This is a genomic window from Micromonospora sp. HB375 (assembly GCF_017872985.1).
Lineage (GTDB): Bacteria > Actinomycetota > Actinomycetes > Mycobacteriales > Micromonosporaceae > Micromonospora > Micromonospora chalcea.
Window position 1 is genome coordinate 7,059,428 of sequence record NZ_JAGGJO010000001.1, and the last position, 17,662, is coordinate 7,077,089.

18 protein-coding genes are annotated in these 17,662 nt (G+C 74.1%); 11 read left to right on the forward strand and 7 right to left on the reverse strand.

What is annotated here, in order from left to right:
• Positions 1-34 precede the first annotated feature (34 nt).
• Together J3R08_RS31590 and J3R08_RS31595 are read left to right on the forward strand one after the other, a co-directional pair.
• A complete protein-coding gene (locus J3R08_RS31590; protein WP_209963912.1) occupies positions 35-1,087 on the forward strand; it encodes a MerR family transcriptional regulator in 1,053 nt (350 codons plus the stop codon).
• Between the two features lie 50 nt (positions 1,088-1,137).
• Complete coding sequence (locus J3R08_RS31595) at positions 1,138-2,019, forward strand: LLM class flavin-dependent oxidoreductase (RefSeq protein ID WP_064448122.1); 882 nt, start codon at positions 1,138-1,140, stop codon at positions 2,017-2,019.
• On the opposite strand, the gene J3R08_RS31600 is transcribed toward J3R08_RS31595, so the two are convergent.
• Positions 2,016-2,429: an ASCH domain-containing protein gene (locus J3R08_RS31600; RefSeq protein WP_069089157.1), complete on the reverse strand. Its 414-nt coding sequence runs from the start codon at positions 2,427-2,429 to the stop codon at positions 2,016-2,018. The two genes, J3R08_RS31595 and J3R08_RS31600, sit on opposite strands and share 4 nt — an antisense overlap.
• A 39-nt stretch (positions 2,430-2,468) precedes the next feature.
• On the reverse strand, positions 2,469-3,017 hold the full coding sequence (locus J3R08_RS31605) for a phosphoribosyltransferase family protein (RefSeq protein ID WP_176722851.1): 549 nt from the start codon (positions 3,015-3,017) through the stop codon (positions 2,469-2,471).
• A gap of 160 nt (positions 3,018-3,177) precedes the next feature.
• On the opposite strand from J3R08_RS31605, the gene J3R08_RS32795 reads away from it, so the two are divergent.
• The 4 genes from J3R08_RS32795 to J3R08_RS31625 all read left to right on the forward strand — a co-directional run bounded on the left by J3R08_RS32795 (position 3,178) and on the right by J3R08_RS31625 (position 7,434).
• On the forward strand, positions 3,178-3,810 hold the full coding sequence (locus J3R08_RS32795) for a septal ring lytic transglycosylase RlpA family protein (RefSeq protein ID WP_069089158.1): 633 nt from the start codon (positions 3,178-3,180) through the stop codon (positions 3,808-3,810).
• A gap of 68 nt (positions 3,811-3,878) precedes the next feature.
• Positions 3,879-5,006, forward strand: a complete 1,128-nt coding sequence (locus J3R08_RS31615) for a PP2C family protein-serine/threonine phosphatase (protein ID WP_043327596.1) — start codon at positions 3,879-3,881, stop codon at positions 5,004-5,006.
• Between the two features lie 116 nt (positions 5,007-5,122).
• Complete coding sequence (locus tag J3R08_RS31620; RefSeq protein WP_043327595.1) at positions 5,123-6,979, forward strand: acyl-CoA dehydrogenase; 1,857 nt, start codon at positions 5,123-5,125, stop codon at positions 6,977-6,979.
• Between the two features lie 185 nt (positions 6,980-7,164).
• Positions 7,165-7,434, forward strand: a complete 270-nt coding sequence (locus J3R08_RS31625; RefSeq protein WP_013283345.1) for a DUF6458 family protein — start codon at positions 7,165-7,167, stop codon at positions 7,432-7,434.
• A gap of 9 nt (positions 7,435-7,443) precedes the next feature.
• Here the strand turns inward: J3R08_RS31625 and J3R08_RS31630 are convergent, their stop codons facing one another.
• Positions 7,444-8,310, reverse strand: coding sequence for an aldo/keto reductase family oxidoreductase (locus J3R08_RS31630; protein ID WP_209963915.1), 867 nt, complete (start codon positions 8,308-8,310; stop codon positions 7,444-7,446).
• A 128-nt stretch (positions 8,311-8,438) separates the two neighbouring features.
• On the opposite strand from J3R08_RS31630, the gene J3R08_RS31635 reads away from it, so the two are divergent.
• Positions 8,439-8,849: a helix-turn-helix domain-containing protein gene (locus J3R08_RS31635; protein ID WP_209963918.1), complete on the forward strand. Its 411-nt coding sequence runs from the start codon at positions 8,439-8,441 to the stop codon at positions 8,847-8,849.
• A gap of 3 nt (positions 8,850-8,852) precedes the next feature.
• On the opposite strand, the gene J3R08_RS31640 is transcribed toward J3R08_RS31635, so the two are convergent.
• Positions 8,853-9,389: a histidine phosphatase family protein gene (locus J3R08_RS31640; RefSeq protein WP_043327592.1), complete on the reverse strand. Its 537-nt coding sequence runs from the start codon at positions 9,387-9,389 to the stop codon at positions 8,853-8,855.
• A gap of 117 nt (positions 9,390-9,506) precedes the next feature.
• Between J3R08_RS31640 and J3R08_RS31645 the strand changes: the two genes are divergently transcribed.
• A complete protein-coding gene (locus tag J3R08_RS31645; protein WP_030500523.1) occupies positions 9,507-9,797 on the forward strand; it encodes a DUF6458 family protein in 291 nt (96 codons plus the stop codon).
• A gap of 70 nt (positions 9,798-9,867) precedes the next feature.
• On the opposite strand, the gene J3R08_RS31650 is transcribed toward J3R08_RS31645, so the two are convergent.
• Positions 9,868-10,545, reverse strand: a complete 678-nt coding sequence (locus J3R08_RS31650) for a hemolysin III family protein (protein WP_030500524.1) — start codon at positions 10,543-10,545, stop codon at positions 9,868-9,870.
• A gap of 75 nt (positions 10,546-10,620) precedes the next feature.
• Here J3R08_RS31650 and J3R08_RS31655 point away from each other — a divergent pair, with 75 nt between their 5' ends.
• The 3 genes from J3R08_RS31655 to J3R08_RS31665 are packed head-to-tail and all read left to right on the forward strand — an operon-like array spanning position 10,621 to position 12,828.
• Positions 10,621-11,235, forward strand: coding sequence for an allophanate hydrolase subunit 1 (locus J3R08_RS31655; RefSeq protein ID WP_209963921.1), 615 nt, complete (start codon positions 10,621-10,623; stop codon positions 11,233-11,235).
• Positions 11,232-12,095 (forward strand): biotin-dependent carboxyltransferase family protein, encoded by an 864-nt coding sequence (locus J3R08_RS31660; protein WP_209963923.1) that lies wholly within the window; start codon positions 11,232-11,234, stop codon positions 12,093-12,095. The genes J3R08_RS31655 and J3R08_RS31660 overlap by 4 nt, the downstream gene beginning before the upstream one ends.
• The gene (locus J3R08_RS31665) at positions 12,079-12,828 is read left to right on the forward strand and encodes a LamB/YcsF family protein (protein ID WP_043327589.1); all 750 of its coding nucleotides are present in this window, start codon (positions 12,079-12,081) and stop codon (positions 12,826-12,828) included. Before J3R08_RS31660 ends, J3R08_RS31665 begins: the two co-directional genes overlap by 17 nt.
• Before the next feature lie 60 nt (positions 12,829-12,888).
• On the opposite strand, the gene J3R08_RS31670 is transcribed toward J3R08_RS31665, so the two are convergent.
• Entirely contained in the window at positions 12,889-14,721 is a 1,833-nt protein-coding gene (locus J3R08_RS31670) for an NHL domain-containing thioredoxin family protein (RefSeq protein WP_064447968.1), read from the reverse strand.
• 118 nt (positions 14,722-14,839) lie between these two features.
• On the reverse strand, positions 14,840-17,617 hold the full coding sequence (locus tag J3R08_RS31675) for a hypothetical protein (RefSeq protein WP_209963926.1): 2,778 nt from the start codon (positions 17,615-17,617) through the stop codon (positions 14,840-14,842).
• Positions 17,618-17,662 lie beyond the last annotated feature (45 nt).

The window sequence follows — 17,662 nt, forward strand, 5'->3', positions numbered from 1 at the left end:
CGGTGACCGGCACGAGGAGCGCGAGGGAGGCACGGTGCGACTGCTGACCATCGGGGCGTTCGCCCGCGCGACCGGCCTGAGCGCCAAGGCGCTGCGCATCTACGACGACTGCGGGCTGCTGCCCCCGGCCGCGGTGGACCCGCACTCGGGCTACCGCTACTACGCGCCGGAGCAGGCGGACCGGGCGCGGCTGATCGCCGGGCTGCGCCGGGCGGGGATGCCGCTGGCCGAGATCCGTACCGTCTGCGGCCTGCCGCCCGCGGCCGCCGCGGAGGCGCTCGACGCCTGGTGGCGGCGGGTCAGCGCGGACACCGCGGCGCGCGGCCGGGCCGTCGCGCTCCTCGTCGACACGCTCAGCGAGAGGGGCACCACCATGTCCGAGACGATCTTCCGGTACGCGACGCGCTGCGAAACGGGAACGGTCCGCGACTCCAACGAGGACACCGCGTACGCGAGCGCGGCGCTGCTCGCTGTCGCCGACGGCGTACGCGGCCCGGCCGGGTCCAAAGCGAGCGCGGAGGCGGTGGACGCGCTGCGGCCGCTGGAGCAGACGGACGAGTCGCAGGCCGACCTGCTCGCCGCGCTGGCCGACGCGGTGAGCCGGGCCGACCGGGCGGTACGCGCGCACGCCACCGACGCCGACCAGCCCGCCACCACGCTCACCGCGCTCGTGCGACGTGGCACCCGGCTGGCGCTGGTGCACGTCGGGGACAGCCGGGCCTACCTGCTGCGCGGCGGTGAGCTGTTCCGGCTCACCCAGGACCACACGTACGTGCAGACGCTCGTCGACCAGGGCCGGCTCACCCCGGCCGAGGCGGGATCGCATCCGCAGCGGGCGCTGCTGGCCCGGGCGCTCGGCGCGGGCGCGGAGGTCGAGGCGGACCTGGCGCTGCGGACCGCGCTGCCCGGCGACCGCTACCTGCTCTGCTCCGACGGCCTCTCCGCCGTGGTGGAGCCGGGCGCGCTGCACGCCGCGCTGACGGAGGCGGACGATCCGGAGAGCGCCGTCGAGCGCCTGGTGGAGCTGGCGTACGCGGCCGGCGCACCGGACAACATCGCCTGCGTGGTCGCCGATCTGGCGGCGTGATCACCGCGACCCGGGTCGGAGTGTCCGACCCGGGTCGTACCCTGGCGGGCATGCGAATCGGCATCGTGATCCTGCCTGACCAGCGCTGGTCGGAAGCACGTCGGCGGTGGGCCCAGGTGGACGAGTGGGGCTTCGACCACGCCTGGACCTACGACCACCTGGGTTGGCGTGACCTGGTCGACGGGCCGTGGTTCGACTCGTGGACGACGCTGACCGCGGCGGCCGGCGTGACGTCCCGGGTCAAGCTGGGGACGCTCGTGGCCTCGCCGAACTTCCGGCACCCGGTGGCGTTCGCCCGGCAGGTGACGGCGCTCGACGACGTGTCCGACGGCCGCGTGCTGCTCGGCCTGGGCGCGGGGGGCATCGGCTTCGACTCGGCGGTGCTCGGCGGCGAGACGCTGCCGCCCCGGCAGCGCGTGGACCGGTTCGCCGAGTTCATCGAGCTGCTCGACGCGATCCTGCGGGAGGACGGCACGACCTGGCGCGGGGACTGGTTCACCGCAGTCGACGCGCGCAACAACCCGGGGTGTGTCCAGCAGCCCCGGGTGCCGTTCGTGGTGGCCGCGAACGGTCCCCGCTCGATGCGGCTGGCCGCCCGGTTCGGGCAGGGCTGGGTGACCATCGGGCAGGGCAGCGACGACGTGGAGAGCTGGTGGCGGACGGTCACGGAGCTGTCCGAGCGGATGGACCGCACGCTGGAGCAGGCCGGCCGTGACCCGGCGACGCTGGACCGCTACCTCTCGCTCGACTCCGCTCCGATGTTCTCGCTGACCAGCGCCGACTTCTTCGCCGAGCAGGTGGCCCGGGCGGCCCGGCTGGGCTTCACCGACGTGGTGACGCACTGGCCCCGGGCCAGCAGCTGGTACGCGGGCGACGAGGCGGTGCTGGTGGAGGCGGCGGCGCTGCTGCCGGAGCTGCGCCGGGCCGGTTAGGTGCCGACGCTGCCCTCGGTGGAGACCACCCGGAACCGGAGGCAGACGATCCGGGTGTCGTCGGTGACCGGCGTGCCCTGCCGGGCCCAGTAGGCGCCGTGGCCCTCGCGCCACTCCTCGATCGACCTGTCGCCCTCGCCCTCGGCGCGGGCGAAGTCCCACGGCACGTCGGCGAAGCGCACCACCTCGACGCCGGTGACCTCCACGACGGCGACGAACCGGTCGTTGTCGTCGACCAGGACCAGTCGCTCGCCGACGTGCTCCAGTTCCTCGTTCTCGTCGTCGTACTCCTGCATCAGGCCGGCGGTGGCGGTCTTCACGCCGGAGAGCACGAGGGTGTTGAGCCGGGTGCGCAGCTCACCGGGCGTGCCGAGGGCGAGTGCGCGCAATCCACCGATGCGGGGCCACATGCCGCCGACGCTACGGCACGCTCCGCCACCGCCGGCGGCTCACGGCAGGTCGGCGCCGGTGATCAGGGCGCGCAGCCTCAGCCGCGCGGCGACCTCGGGCGGGCAGGTCGCGACGAGCGCGGCAGCGCCGACCAGGTCGGCCCCGGCGTCCCGGACGACCCGGCACAGCGCGTCCAGTTGCGCGCCGGTGTCGACCCAGTCGTCGACGAGCAGCACCCGGTCGCCGGTGCCGAGCCGCCTGCTGTCCACGCCGACCCGCAGCCGCCGGCCCCGGTAGTCGGGGGGTGTCTGCGCCCAGCGCGTCGGCCCGGCCCGGCGTCGCTCGCCGCCGTCCTTGTACGCGGGCAGGAAACCGGCTCCGGCGGCGACCGCGACGAGCGGGCCGAGCAGCAGCCCGGTCACCTCGGGCGCGATCACGACGGTCGGGCGGGCGTCCGGAAAGAGCCCGGCCAGCGCCGGGCCGACCTGGGCGAGCACCTCGGGGTCACGCCACCAGCCGGAGGTGTCGCTGACCAGGTGGGTGCTGCCGGGGCCGGGGTCGATCCACCGGAACAGCTCGACCAGGCGACGGTTCAGCACGGTTTCCATCCTCGGGGATCGGTGGGCCGTTCGGCCGATCGAGCGTGGCGTGATCGGCTACACGTACCGGGGTAAATACGGGCATAGCACCATGATCACGTTGACTTCGGAAGTGCTTCTCTCGTTACGGTCCGGGCCGGTTTGTTCAGTTGACGAAAGGACCGGGCCGGTGGCTGCTAGGCACCTTCGTACCCGCAAGTTCTCCTCGCCCGCCGCCATCGCCGCGACCGCGGCGGTCGGCGTGGCGCTCGCGGTCGGCGGTACCGTCGGCGCCGTGCGGCTCACCTCCGCCGAGCCGCCCGCCGAGCCGGTCGCGGTCGCGACGCTGCCCAGCACGCCCGCCCCCACCTCGGCGGCCCCCTCGCCGAGCGCCTCGGCCTCGCCGAGCGCGAGCCTCAGCCCGTCGCCGAAGGCCACCGCGAGCCCGAAGTCGAGCCGGACCCAGGCGGCCTCCCGGAGCAAGGCCCGGACCGCCTCCCCGTCGCCGACGGCGAAGAAGACCAGCAGCCCGAAGGTCGTGGACAGCGGCTCCTGCGGCGCGTCCTTCTACGCCGAGGGTCAGATGACCGCGAACGGCGAGTCGTTCAACCCGAACGCGCTGACCGCCGCGCACAAGACGCTGCCGTTCAACACGAAGGTCCGGGTCACCAACCCGGACAACGGCAAGTCGGTGGTGGTGCGGATCAACGACCGGGGCCCGTTCATCGAGGGCCGGTGCCTGGACCTGTCCCGCGCCGCGTTCGCGTCCATCGCCGCCACCGGTCTCGGGCACATCCAGGTCCGGTACGAGGTCCTCGGCTGACCGTCCACTCGGCCAGAACTTCCACGGCCGACGGGCCAGGTTCATTCTCCCGTTCACGTCCATCAGGCATGCTGTCCGATGTACGCACGCAACCCTTCCAGCCGGGCCGTCGCCCGCTGAGCCCCGGATCCCGCGCCGGCCTCGGCGCGGCCCTCGGGCTGCTCGCGATCGTCGCCGCGGCGGAACTGGCCGACGGCCGTCCGGCGCACTACCTCGCGCTGATGGTCATCGCGCCGTTCCTGGCGGCGGCGCTGGCCTCCTGGCGGGTGGTGCTCGCGATGGGCGGGCTGGCCACCGCCGTCGGTGTCGCCTTCGCCCTCGCCGAGCGGGGCACCACGCTGGTGACCGCCGTGAACGTGACAGCCATCGCGGTGGGGACTGTCGTCGCCGCGGCCACGGCGGCGGTACGCCAGCGGCAGGTGGACCGGATCGCGGAGCTGTCCCGGCTCGCCTCGGTGGCCCAGCAGGCGGTGCTGCGCCCGCTCGGACCGCAGGTCGGCACGCTCGCGGTGGCCGCCCGGTACATCTCCTCGACCGCTACCGCCGAGATCGGCGGCGACCTGTACGAGGCGATGGACACCCCGTACGGCGTCCGCATGATCATCGGTGACGTCCGGGGCAAGGGGCTGGACGCGGTCCGCCTGGCCAGCATCGTGCTCGGTTCCTACCGGCACGTCGCGTACGAGCGGGCCGACCTGCGCGCGGTGGTGACCGACCTGGACCGCGCGGTGGCCCGCAACGTCGGCGACGAGGACTTCGTCACCGCGGCGCTGGTCGAGGAGCGCGGCGGCACCCTCACGATCGTCAACTGCGGGCACCCGCCGCCGTTGCTGCTGCGCCGGGGCGCGGTGATCCCGCTGGAGCCGCCCGCGCCCGCGCCGCCGCTCGGCTTCATGCCGGTGGTCCGGCCGCGTGTGGAGCGGCTGGAGCCGGGCGACCGGCTGCTGCTGTTCACCGACGGGCTGGGCGAGGCGCGCCGGGACGGCGAGTTCTTCCCCACCGCCGACCGGGCCTGGCGGCTGCTCGGCCACGGCACCGTCGCCGACGGGCTGGCCTCGCTGGAGACCGCCCTGGTCGAGTGGGTGCACGGCCGGCTCGACGACGACATCGCGCTGGTCCTGATGGAGTACGCCGGCCCGTACAGCGCCACCGCGACGCCGGTGCCGAGCTGGGAGGTCGGCGCCGCCGACGGATGAACGGGAAGTGTGTAATCGCTGTCACTTCCGAGATCCGCTTGTCGTTGCCTACCGGTGAGTAATACAGTCTGGAGTTACTGATCGGTAACACCTGTCCGGAAGCGGGGCCAGCGAGCATGACCCACTACAAGAGCAACGTGCGGGACCTCGAGTTCAACCTGTTCGAGGTATTCGGGGCGGACCGGACGCTCGGCCAGGCCCCGTTCACGGACCTGGACGTCGACACCGCCCGCAGCTTCCTCGGCGAGGTCGACCGCCTCGCCCGCGAGGACCTGGCTGCCAGCTACACGGACAGCGACCGCAACCCGCCGGTCTTCGACCCGGCGACGTTCACCGCGCCGCTGCCGGAGTCGTTCAAGAAGTCGTACAAGGCGTTCATGGACTCCGAGTTCTGGCGCCTCGACCTGCCGGAGTCCCTGGGCGGCACCAACGCCCCGCGTGCCCTCTGGTGGTCGCTCGCCGAGCTGGTGCTCGGCGCCAACGCCCCGATCTGGATGTACGCCTCCGGCCCGTCCTTCGCCCACGTGCTGCACGTCGAGGGCACCGAGGAGCAGAAGAAGTGGGCCCGGCTGTTCATCGACAAGCAGTGGGGCTCGACCATGGTCCTCACCGAGCCGGACGCCGGCTCGGACGTGGGCGCCGGCCGTACCCGCGCGATCCAGCAGCCGGACGGCTCGTGGCACATCGAGGGCGTGAAGCGCTTCATCACCTCCGGTGAGCACGACCTGAGCGACAACATCGTCCACTACGTGCTGGCCCGCCCGGTCGGCGTCGAGGGCGTCGGTGGCCCGGGCACCAAGGGCCTGTCGCTGTTCGTCGTGCCGAAGTACCACTTCGACGCCGAGACCGGCGAGCTGGGCGAGCGCAACGGCGTCTACGCCACCAACGTCGAGCACAAGATGGGCCTGAAGGTCTCGAACACCTGCGAGGTGACCTTCGGCGAGCACGGCGTACCGGCCAAGGGCTGGCTGCTGGGTGAGAAGCACGACGGCATCCGCCAGATGTTCATGATCATCGAGTACGCCCGGATGCTGGTCGGCACCAAGGCGATCGCCACGCTCTCCACCGGCTACCTGAACGCGCTGGAGTACGCCAAGAACCGGGTGCAGGGCGCCGACCTCACCCAGATGGCCGACAAGACCGCGCCGCGGGTGACCATCACCAACCACCCGGACGTGCGCCGCTCGCTGCTGCTGCAGAAGTCGTACGCCGAGGGCCTGCGCGCGCTCGTCTGCTACACCGCGACCTGGCAGGACAAGGTCACGATCGCCGAGGCGGCCGGTGACGAGAAGGCCACCAAGCTGGCCAAGCGCGTCAACGACCTGCTCCTGCCGCTGGTCAAGGGCGTCGGTTCGGAGCGGGCGTACGAGCTGCTCGGCCACGAGGCGCTGCAGACCTTCGGCGGCTCCGGCTTCCTCCAGGACTACCCGCTGGAGCAGTACGTCCGGGACGCCAAGATCGACACCCTGTACGAGGGCACCACGGCGATCCAGAGCCTGGACCTGATCTTCCGCAAGATCGTCCGGGACAACGGCAAGGCCCTGATGGCGGTCGCCGCCGAGATCCAGGAGCACATCACCTCCGAGGCCGGCAACGGCCAGCTCAAGGAGGAGCGGCAGGCGCTCGGCAAGGCGCTCGCCGAGATCCAGAACATCCTCGGCGTGATGACCGGCTGGCTGGGCGAGGCCCAGGGTGGCGACACCCGCGCCCTCTACAAGGTCGGCCTGAGCAGCCGCCGGTTCCTGCTCGCGATCGGCGACCTGGTGGTCGGCTGGCTGCTGCAGAAGCAGGCGGACGTGGCGCTGAAGGCGCTGGCCGGCGAGGTCTCCGCGGCCGACAAGTCCTTCTACACCGGCAAGGTCGCCGCCGCCCGGTTCTTCGCCCGCGAGGTGCTGCCCCGCATCGGCGCGGACCGGCGGATCATCGAGGGCACCGACCTGGAGATCATGGACCTCCCGGAGGAGGCTTTCTGAGCCCTTCCGGGGGCTTTCACCCCTGAAGCGTCACTCTCCCCCTCATGACGACGGCCGGCGGGCCCCAGCCCGCCGGCCGTCGTCGTGCGTGCGCTCCGGGCGGATAGGCGGCCCGGTGGCGGGTAACCGTCGCGGACCACGACCGGAGTACGCCCAAGGCCATCGCACGGGGGAGTGCAGCGCACATGGGCATTGGTAGCGCCATCTTTCTCATCGCGCTCGGCGCGATCATGACCTTCGCCATCCGGGCCAACGTCTGGTGGATCGACCTGCGCGCGGTCGGCTGGGTCTTCATCCTGGCCGGGCTGGGCGTCCTGCTGACCACGCTGTGGTTCTGGCAGGACCGCCGCAAGCGGGCCCGCACGCTCATCGTGGAGGAGAACCGGCTCTCGCATCCGACCGCGATGATGCCGCCGCCGCCCGACCCGCCGCCGCCGACGGCGCCGCCGTCCTGACGCCGCGTCTCAGCGGCCGATCCGGTCCAGCTCGGCGAGATCCTCGCCGGAGAGGGCCAGCCCGGCGCCGCCGACGTTCTCGCGCAGGTGCGCGACGGACTTCGTGCCGGGGATCAGCAGGACGTTCGGGGAACGGCGCAGCAGCCAGGCCAGGGCGACGCCCATCGGTGTCGCCCCGAGGCGCGCGGCCACTGCCGACAGCGCCGAGGACTGCAGCGGGGTGAAGCCGCCGAGCGGGAAGTACGGCACGTAGGCGACGCCCTGCCGGGCCAGCTCGTCGATCAGGTCGTCGTCTGCGCGGTGCGCCAGGTTGTAGTGGTTCTGCACGCAGACGATGGGCGTGATGGCCTGTGCCTCGGTGACCTGTTCCGGCGTCACGTTGCTCAGGCCGAGGTGGCGGATCAGGCCCTCCCGCTGGAGCGCGACGAGCGTCTCCAGCGGCTCGGCGAGCGAGCCGGGCTGCGGGCCCGTGGCGTCGCCGAGCCGCAGGTTGACCAGGTCGAGCCTCTCCCGGCCGAGCGTCTCCAGGTTCTCCCGGACCTGCCGGCGCAGGCTGCGCGGGTCGCGCGCGGTGGGCCAGCCGCCCTGCTCGTCCCGGTCCGCGCCGACCTTGGTGACGACGTGCAGCGACTCCGGGTACGGGTGCAGCGCCTCCCGGATCAGCCGGTTGGTGACGTACGGCCCGTACGCCGCGCTGGTGTCGATGTGGGTGATGCCGAGCGCGACCGCCTCGCGCAGCACCGCGAGGGCGCCCTCGTGGTCCGCCGGTGGTCCCATGACCCACTGGCCGGCGAGCTGCATCGCGCCGTAGCCGAACCGGGTCACGGTCAGGTCGCCCAGCGTCCAGGTGCCGCCGGGAAGGGTGGTGGGGGCCATGCGTGTACCTCTCGTCGTTACGCGACGCCGCCGGGTCGCGGCGGCCGCCCTCCACTATCGGGGTGTTACTTTCTTGTGGGAAGTAGGCACCTGAAAGTGCGTAGCTCACCGGGCGGCAGGAGCAGAAGATGAGCAAGTCGGAGTACGACGCGTTCCTGGCCGGGTGCCCCAGCCGGCAACTGCTCGACCGGATCACCGACAAGTGGGTCGCACTCGTGCTGGCCGCGCTGCGCAGCGACGGCTCGCACCGGTTCGGGGCGGACTGCGCGGGCGACCCACGACCGAGGCGATACTCCGAGCTGTTCCGCACGCTGCCCGGGGTCAGCCAGAAGATGCTCACCCAGACGCTGCGCGCCCTGGAGCGCGACGGTCTGATCACCCGCACCGTCGAGCCGACAGTGCCGGTGACGGTCACCTACGAGATGACCGACCTCGGGTTCTCCCTGCACGAGATGATCCGCGGCCTGAAGTCCTGGGCGGAGGCGCACATGGACGACGTGCTCGCCAACCGGGCGGCGTACGACACCCGCGTCGGCTGAGCATCAGGCGCGGGCGGTGTGGCGGCCGGTGATCGGCGCGGTTCCCGGCCCGAGGTCGGCCCAGCGGGTCGTCGGCCGGTGCACCACAAGGTCGCTGGTCCGCAGCCCGTCCGGGTCGGCCCGCTGCGGGTCGAGCAGCGCCGACAACAGTGAGATCCCCGGATTGTGGGCGACCAGCAGCACGGTGCCGGCGGTCGGCTCGACGGTCCACAGCAGCTCCAGCAGCTGATCCGGAAGCGCGTCGTACGCGCTCGCCTCGTACCGCACCGCGGGCGCCGAGCCCGCCGGACCGCTCTCCGTCGGCGAACCGCTCATGCCCATCGCCGCGTCGTGCCAGGTCTGCCGGGTACGCCGGGCGGGCGAGCAGAGCACCACGTCGGGGAGCAGCCCGTGCCGGGCCAGCCAGGCCCCGGCGGTGGCCGCGTCGGCGTGCCCCCGCGCGGTGAGTGACCGCTCCACGTCCGGGAGGTCCCCGGACGGCTCGGCCTTGGCGTGCCGCAGCAGCACCAGCGTCCGCTGCCCGTTCCTGCCGTCCGTCATACCGCCCAGCTTGCCTGATTGACGATCAAAGCGCCTGGGTATGTCGATGTGTGCCGCTACCTCATCCATGGCCGCGGCGGGCAGGAAACGCCAGCAGGACGCCAAGGAGGCGACGTCATGGGCATCGGTGCCAGCATCTTTCTCATCGCGCTCGGCGCGATCTTCGCGTTCGCCGTCGACGCCAATCTGGGATGGCTGAACCTCAACGTGGTGGGCTGGGTGCTCATGCTCGCCGGCGTCGCCGGCCTGCTCACCACGCTGTACTTCTGGAACAGCCGCCGCCGGGTCGTGGCCGCGCCGGTGCGTGAGCGGGTCGTCGCCGAGCCGGTCGCACCGGTGCGGGAGGACCGCGTCGTACGCGAGGAGTACCGCGAGGTGCGTGGTCCTGGCTCGGGTTACCCGGCCTGATCCCGTACCCCCGAACCCGAGGGCCCCGCAACGGCGCGGGGCCCTCGCGCGTGTCCGGGGCCGGCTCGGCTCAGGCGAACAGGGCGAAGTAGATCGCGATGTGGTGGCAGATCGCCGCGACGAGCGTGCAGGCGTGGAAGAACTCGTGGTGGCCGAAGACCGTGGGCCACGGGTTCGGGCGGCGCAGCGCGTAGAACACCGCGCCCACGCTGTAGATCGCGCCGCCCACCGCCAGCAGCACCAGCGCGGTGACGCCGCCGGAGTGCAGGATCTGCGGCAGCATGGCCACCGCTACCCAGCCGAGCGCGAGATAGAGCGGGGCGGAGACCCAGCGCGGCGCGTGCGGCCAGATCAGCTTCACCGCCACGCCCGCGATCGCGCCGCCCCAGACCAGGCTCAGCATGATCGTGGCCTGCCGGGTGTCCAGCAGCAGCGCGCAGAACGGCGTGTAGGTGCCGGCGATGAACACGAAGATCATCGAGTGGTCCATCCGGCGCATGATCTGGTAGCCGCGTTCGGACCAGACCCGCCGGTGGTAGAGCGCGCTGGTGCCGAACAGCCCGCACACGGTGAAGCTGTAGATCAGGCAGCTCACCAGCGGCGCCCAGCCGGGACGGCCGGCGGCGATCGAACACAGCACGATGCCGCAGACGAGAGCGGCGAAGAACGCGTATGCGTGCAGCCAGCCGCGCATGCGCGGCTTCCCGATGTCGGCCGGCCGGAGCCGGAACGGTGCGGATGTGGTCACATCTACAGGTTACGACAGCGTAGGTTACTTGCAAGTAGTGTGGACCGTCACGTCAGCCGACGGGAGGATGACCGGATGCGGATCCGGCCGGTCGGGCCCCACGCCCTGCTGCTCGACTGCGACGACCCCGAGCAGGTCGAGGCATGGCGGGCCGAACTGTGGCACCGGCGCGCGAGCGGCGAGCTGACCGCCACCGAGATCGTCCCGGGCGCGGTCACCGTGCTGCTCGACGGCGTACCGGACCCGTCTGCCGCCGCCGACCGGATCGCCGGTTGGCGGCCCCGGACCGGCGGCCCCGGCGCGACCACCGCCGAGGTCCGGGTGCCAGTCGTGTACGACGGCGAGGACCTGCCGCGCGTCGCCGCCCACTGGGACACCGACGTGCCCGCCGTGGTCGACCGGCTGCGGCGTACCGAGTTCCGGGTCGCGTTCTGCGGATTCGCGCCCGGGTTCGCGTACCTGACCGGGCTGCCGCCCGAGCTGGCAGTGCCCCGGCTCGCCACACCGCGTACCCGGGTGCCGGCCGGCTCGGTCGCGCTCGCCGGCCCGTACGCGGGCATCTACCCCGCCGCGTCACCCGGCGGCTGGCTGCTGGTCGGCCGGACCGACCTGCCGCTGTTCGACGTGCACGCCGACCCGCCGGCCCGGCTCACCCCCGGCACCCGGGTCCGGCTGGTCGACACGCCGTGATCGAGGTACTGCGGGCCGGGGCGCTCACCACCGTCCAGGACCAGGGCCGACCGGGGTGGGCGCACCTCGGCGTACCCCGCTCCGGCGCGCTCGACCCGGCCGCCCTGCGCCTGGCCAACCGCCTCGTCGGCAACCACGAGCACGCCGCCGGGCTGGAGATCACCATGACCGGCTGCGCGCTGCGCTTCACCCGGGCCGTCGCGCTCGCCCTCACCGGCGCCCCGGCCGACGTGGTCGTCGAGTGGCCGGCCGGGGACACCCGGCCGGGCGACGTGGGACTGCCGCTCGCACTACCGGCGGGCGCGGTGCTGCGCGTCGGGCCGGCCCGGGCCGGCGTACGCACCTGGCTGGCGGTCAGCGGCGGAATCACCGTCGAACCGGTGCTCGGCAGCCGATCCACCGACACGCTCTCCGGGCTCGGGCCGCCACCGCTGCGCGACGGGGACCGGCTGCCGCTCGGCACCGCGGACCGGCCGCCGCCCCCGGTCGACCTCGCCGTCACCCGGCCGGTCCCGGACGAACTGCGGCTGACCGTGCGCCCCGGCCCTCGGCAGGACTGGTTCACCCCGCAGGCGCTGGACCTGCTGTGCGGCACCGCGTACACGGTGAGCCCGGACAGCAACCGGGTCGGCGCGCGGCTGGCCGGCGCGGCGCTGCCCCGCGCGGTCGCCGGCGAACTGCCCAGCGAGGGCCTGGTGCTCGGCGCGGTGCAGGTCCCGCCGGACGGCCAGCCGCTGGTCTTCCTGGCCGACCACCCCACCACCGGCGGCTACCCGGTCGTCGGAGTGGTGGACGACGTGACAGCGCTCGCCCAGGCCCGGCCAGGCACTACGGTGACGTTCCATGGACCTCAACGCTGACCTGGGCGAGGGATTCGGAAGCTGGCGGCTCGGCGACGACCACGCGCTGCTCGACCTGATCAGCTCCGCGAACGTCGCCTGCGGCTTCCACGCCGGCGACGCGGCCACCATGCACCAGGTCTGCGCCGCCGCCGCCGAACGCGGCGTCGCGGTCGGCGCGCAGGTCGGCTACCGGGACCTCGCCGGCTTCGGCCGGCGGCACATCGCGTACGACTTCGCCGAGCTGCGTGACGAGACGATCTACCAGCTCGGCGCGCTCGACGCCTTCTGCCGGCTGTACCGCACCCGGGTCCGCTACCTCAAACCGCACGGCGCGCTCTACCACGCGGCGGCCCGCGACGAGGCCCAGGCCGCCGCGCTGGTGGCCGCGATCAGCGGGTACGACCACGAGCTACCGGTGCTCTGCCAGCCCGGCAGCGTGCTCGCGCAGCTCGCCACCGGCGCCGGCCTGCGGGTGGTGGCCGAGGGGTTCGCCGACCGCAACTACCTCCCGAACGGCACGCTGGTGCCGCGCAGCTCCCCCGACGCGCTGGTGACCGACCCGGAGCAGGTGGCCGTCCGGGCGGTACGGATGGCCGTCGAGCAGACGCTCGTCGCCGTCGACGGGACGGTGATCGCCTGCCCGGTCGAGTCGATCTGCCTGCACGGGGACACGCCCGGCGCGGTGCGGTGCGCGGAGCTGGTCCGCGCCGCGCTCATCGACGCGGGGGTCACGCTCACTCCGTTCGCGTGAAAGGAAGGGCCCCTTCTTAACGCCTCCGGTAGAGGAAGGGCCCCTTCTTAACACGCGCTGTCAGGCGTCCATGCCACGCAGGACCAGCGGCACGCGGGTCGCGCCGCCGGTGACCACCCGGACCGGCACGCCCCAGTCCTGCCGCGTCAGGTGACAGGCCGCGTGCTCCACATCGGCGTCGCAGGTCGCCGCCTGGGCGGTCACCTGCAGCACCCCCTGCGCCACGTCGCCGCTGACCACCAGCTTGCGGGACAGGTCGGTGGTCGTGCCCGCGCCCTCGACCAGCAGCTCCGGCGGGGACGCCGAGACCACCAGCCGGGTCGACGGCCCGTACGTCTCGTCGAGCTTCTGCCCCGGCGCCGGCGTGAAGATCACGTCCAGGGTCAGCTCCCCGGCCGCCACGTCGGTCGGCTTGCGCTCCAGCCGGTGCCGGGGGCCGTCCACCGTGTTCGCCCCGGCCGACGTCAGCGCGCCCGGCGCCAGCCGGGTCAGGCGGTGCGCGGCCGACTCGACCACGAGCACGTCGCCCTCGCCGGTCAGCACCAGGTCGCTCGGCTCGGCCAGCCCGTCCGCCACGGTGCCCACCTGGCCGGTCTCCGGGTCGAAGCGGCGCACCGCCCCGTTGTACGTGTCGGCGATCAGCACCGAACCGTCGGGCAGCGCGCACACGCCCAGCGGGTGCTGGAGCAACGCCTGGTCGGCCGGGCCGTCGACGTGCCCGAAGTCGAACAGGCCCTGACCGACTGCGGTGTGCATCTCGCCGCCGGAGACCCACCGGATCGCGCTGGTCTCGCTGTCGGCCACCCAGAGCCGTGTCCCGTCGACGGAGACGGACAACCCGGACGGCTGGGCCATCCACACGTCCGGCAGCGGGCCGTCGCGCAGCGCCTCGACTGTGGTCCCGGCGTACATGCCGGCGGTCCGCTTGATCGGGTCGAACCACCAGAGCTGGTGGATGCCGGCCATGGCGACGATCACCCGATCGCCGTACCAGGCCACGTCCCACGGGGACGACAGGTCGACGGCGCGGGCGTCGTGCGCGTGGTCGTCGACGGTCGAGCGCCACTGCCGCCCGGTGCCCGCGATCGTGACCACCTCGCCGGACGACAGCCGTACGCCGCGCAGCAGGTGGTTGACGGTGTCCGCGACGACCACGTCGTAACCGGCGACCTCGGCCACGTGCGGCGGCAGCAGGCAGAGCCCCTGCGGCTCGGCGAACGTGGCGGCGGAGGCCGGGCCGTCCGTACGGCCCCGGGAACCGGCGCCGATGCGGCGCACCACCGTCTCGCCGTCGGCGGCCAGCTCGACCAGTGAGTGCCGGGCCGAGTCGCTGACCAGCAGGTTCCCGCCGTCGAGCGGCAGCGCCTTGCCGGGGAACCGCAGCACGGTGTCCGGCTCGGCCGGCGGCACGTACGGGCCCTCGCCCCGGTGCAGCGTGCCCTTCGCCTCATGGGTGGCGATCAACTCGTCGATCAGCCGCGCCAGCCCTTCGGCGTGCCCCTCGCCGGCCATGGTGGCGACCACGTACCCCTCGGGGTCGACCACGGCCAGGGTCGGCCACGCCTTGGCCGCGTACTGCTGCCACATGTCCATGTCGGCGTCGTCGAGCACCGGGTGGTGCACGCCGTACCGCTCGACGGCCGCGGCCAGCGCCGCCGGGTCCTTCTCGTGCTCGAACTTCGGCGAGTGCACCCCGATCACGACCAGGACGTCGCCGTACTTCTCTTCGAGCGGGCGCAGTTCGTCCAGCACGTGCAGGCAGTTGATGCAGCAGAAGGTCCAGAAGTCCAACAAGACGATCTTGCCGCGCAGGTCGGCCAGCGTGACGGCCTTGCCGCCGGTGTTCAGCCAGGCCCGACCCCGCAGTTCCGGTGCCCGTACGCGCGCGCTCATGCCCCCATCGTGCCGCACCGGCCGGGTGCGCTCGCGGCGAACCCGGGGTGAACAGAGGCACACCGGAACGGCGCGGAGCGCCCGCCCGGTGAGGGGTGGACGCTCCGCGTACGTGTGGTTACTGACCGGCCGGCTTCAGGCAGAGCACCCGGGTGGTCCCGCCGTTCTCGACGGAGACGGTGGGCTGCGTCAGATCGGCGCACTTGTCCTTGTTGTCCACCTTCGACACCACGCTGAACGCGCCCTGCTCACCGCAGTCGGCGGGAACGGCGGTCTCGCCGGACTGCTTGACGCAGGAACCGACCGCCGGGTCGAAGCCCGCCGGTTTGTCGTCGCCGACCTTGCCGAGCAGCGTGAGCAGACCGAGCGGTACGGCGAGGATGAGCACCGCCGCGATCAGTACGGCGGCGAGCACCCGTCCGTTGCGCACCTTCGGCGGGGGCGCCTCGGTCTGCGGCTCGGCGGCGTCCGGCTTGAACGCGTCGAACCGGCCCTGCTCCGGCTCACCGGACGGCGCGTCCTGCGACCAGGCCGGCGGGGCCTGCTGTGCCGGGAAGGGGCTCGTCTCGCCCGGCCGGCCCTGGCCGGGCACCGCGACGGAGGCGCGCCCACCGGCCGGCGGGCCGAACTGGTCCGGCTGGCCGCCGAACGGCTCGGGCCGGCCGGCCGGGCTGCCGAACGCATCCTGGCGGCCGTCCTGGGGGCCACCGAACGGGTCCTGATGGCCGCCGGGCGGGCCGAACGGGTCCTGGCTGCCACCCGGGGTGCCGTAGGGGCTCTGCGGGCCGTCGAACGGGTCCCGGACCGCGCCGGGCTGCTCGCCGCCGGGGTGCACCCCGTTGGCGGGGCGGGTGTTGGCGGGCGGGTCCATGAAGGACGGCACACCGGCCGGGAACGGCGGCGGCGCGGCCGGCGAGGACGGCGGTACGGCGGCGTACCCGTGCGGCCCGTCGGCGTCGTCGGTCCGGGACTGCGGGCCGGGGAAGCCGTTGTCCGGGCCGAATCCGGAGGGCCCGTCCTGCTCGGGGAAGCCGTGACCGTCCTGCTCGGGCGTGTCCTCGGGCTCCGGGCGGGCGGGCCGGCCGTACACCCGGGGCTGTGGCGCCGGGGTGCCGGTCGGCAGGGGCTGGTCGGACGGCGGGGTGACCCGGCTGGTCACCGGGACCGACGCGCTGGCCGAGACCGGGCCGCCCTCCGGAGAGGTACGCGGGCCGGGCACGGAGGCCGACTGCGACTCGCCCCACGCGCCGTCACCGCGCTCCGGCTCGTACCCCTGGGGTTCGGCCGGCGCGGGCGGCTGGTCGGCGGGCGGCGACGCGGCGAGCGCGGCTCCGGGCACGCGCTGCTGCTGCGCCGGCAGCGGCACCGCGTTGCCGGGCGAGATGCCCGGCGCGGGAGCGGGCTGGTACGCCGGGGCGGAGTCCTCGGAGCGGCCCCACGCCTCGGCGGGCGACCACGGCTCGGCGGCCGGTACGGCCGGGCGGTCGTTCTGGTTGCCGCCCCAGCCGGCGTCGGGCGCCGGTACGGAGACGCTCGCGCGGGCCGCCGGAGTATCGACCGGTGCGGCGGCACCCCAACTGGGCTGTGCCGGCTCCTCGGCCGACCGGCCGCTCTCCTGCTGCTGCGGCACGGACGCGGCGCCGCTCCAGGCGCCGGCCTGCTCCTCGGAGTCACGCTGCTGCGGTGCGGCGGGGGCGCCCCAGCCACCGGGCTGCCGGCCCTGGTCCGGCTCACCCCAGCCGCCCGGCTGTGCCGCCTCGGCGGGGCCGGCGGCGCGGCCCGCGGCCCAGCCGCCGGAGCGGTCCGGGTCGTCGGGGCGGGCGGGCTCGTCCCAGCCACCCGGCCGGTTCTCGGCCTGCGGGGCGGGCCATCCGCCGTCGTGCTGTCCACCGGTCGGACGCCAGCCGCCGGAGCGGTGCGAGTCGTCCTCGCCAGCGGCGGAGCGGTTGTCCTGATCGGACTGCTCCGGAGTGGACCACGCGTTGTCCGGCCGGGTGACGCCGGGCACCGAGACCGCGGCGGCGGCACGGGCGGGCGGGTCGGCCGGCGGCCAGGTGGCGCCGGTCTGCTGACCCGGAGGTGCCCAGGCCGGCTGGCTCTCACGCGGCGTCCAGCCGCCGGAGCGGCCGGGGTCGTCGGCCGCGGCGGGCTGCTCGTCGCGCGGGTTCCAGCCGCCGGAGCGGTTCGGATCGTCCGGCGGCGCGGCGGTGGACCAGCCACCGGCGTGTCCCGGGGCGTCGTCGTGCTGCCCACCGGTGGGCGCGAAGCCGCCGGAGCGGTGCGGGTCGTCCGGCGGGGCGGGCGTGACCCAGGTCTCGTTCGGCACGGTGGCCGGGGCGGGGACGTAACCGGTGCTGCGGGCGGCCGGGTCGCCGGACGGCGACCGGGCCGGCTGCTCACCGGAGCCCCACCCCTGGCGGTTCTGCTCGGCGGCCCAGGCCGGCGCCGTCGGCTCGACCGGGCTGCCCGGCGGCGTGGCGGCCCACGCGGGCGGCGCCGGGTCGGCGGCGCGGTCCGGGCCGGGCTGCTCCTGAGCGCCCCACACGGGACTGCCCTGGGCGGGACCGGCCCAGGCGGGGGCGCCCTGGTCGGCGCCGCCCCAGGCGGGCTGCTGCCCACGGTCGGCGGGCGGTGGGACCTGGGCGGTGGCCCGGCCGGTCACCGGCTGGCCCGCGGGCGGGGCCCAGGCGGGGGGCTGTTCGTCGTTCGCGGCCCAGGCCGGGGCCGGCTGCGCGGGCCGACCGGCCGGCGGGGGCGGCGCCCAGCCGAGGTCGGGCGCTCCGTTGTACCCGTTGTCCTGCTGCGCCGGCTGATCGCCGTACGGCACCGGTCCGCCGGTGCCCGGCGACACCTCGCCCGGCTCCTGGCCGGGGCGGTGCGGAGCCTCGGACGTCATGGGTGCGCCTCCTCCATCACAGGTCGGCCGCCGATGCCGGTCCGG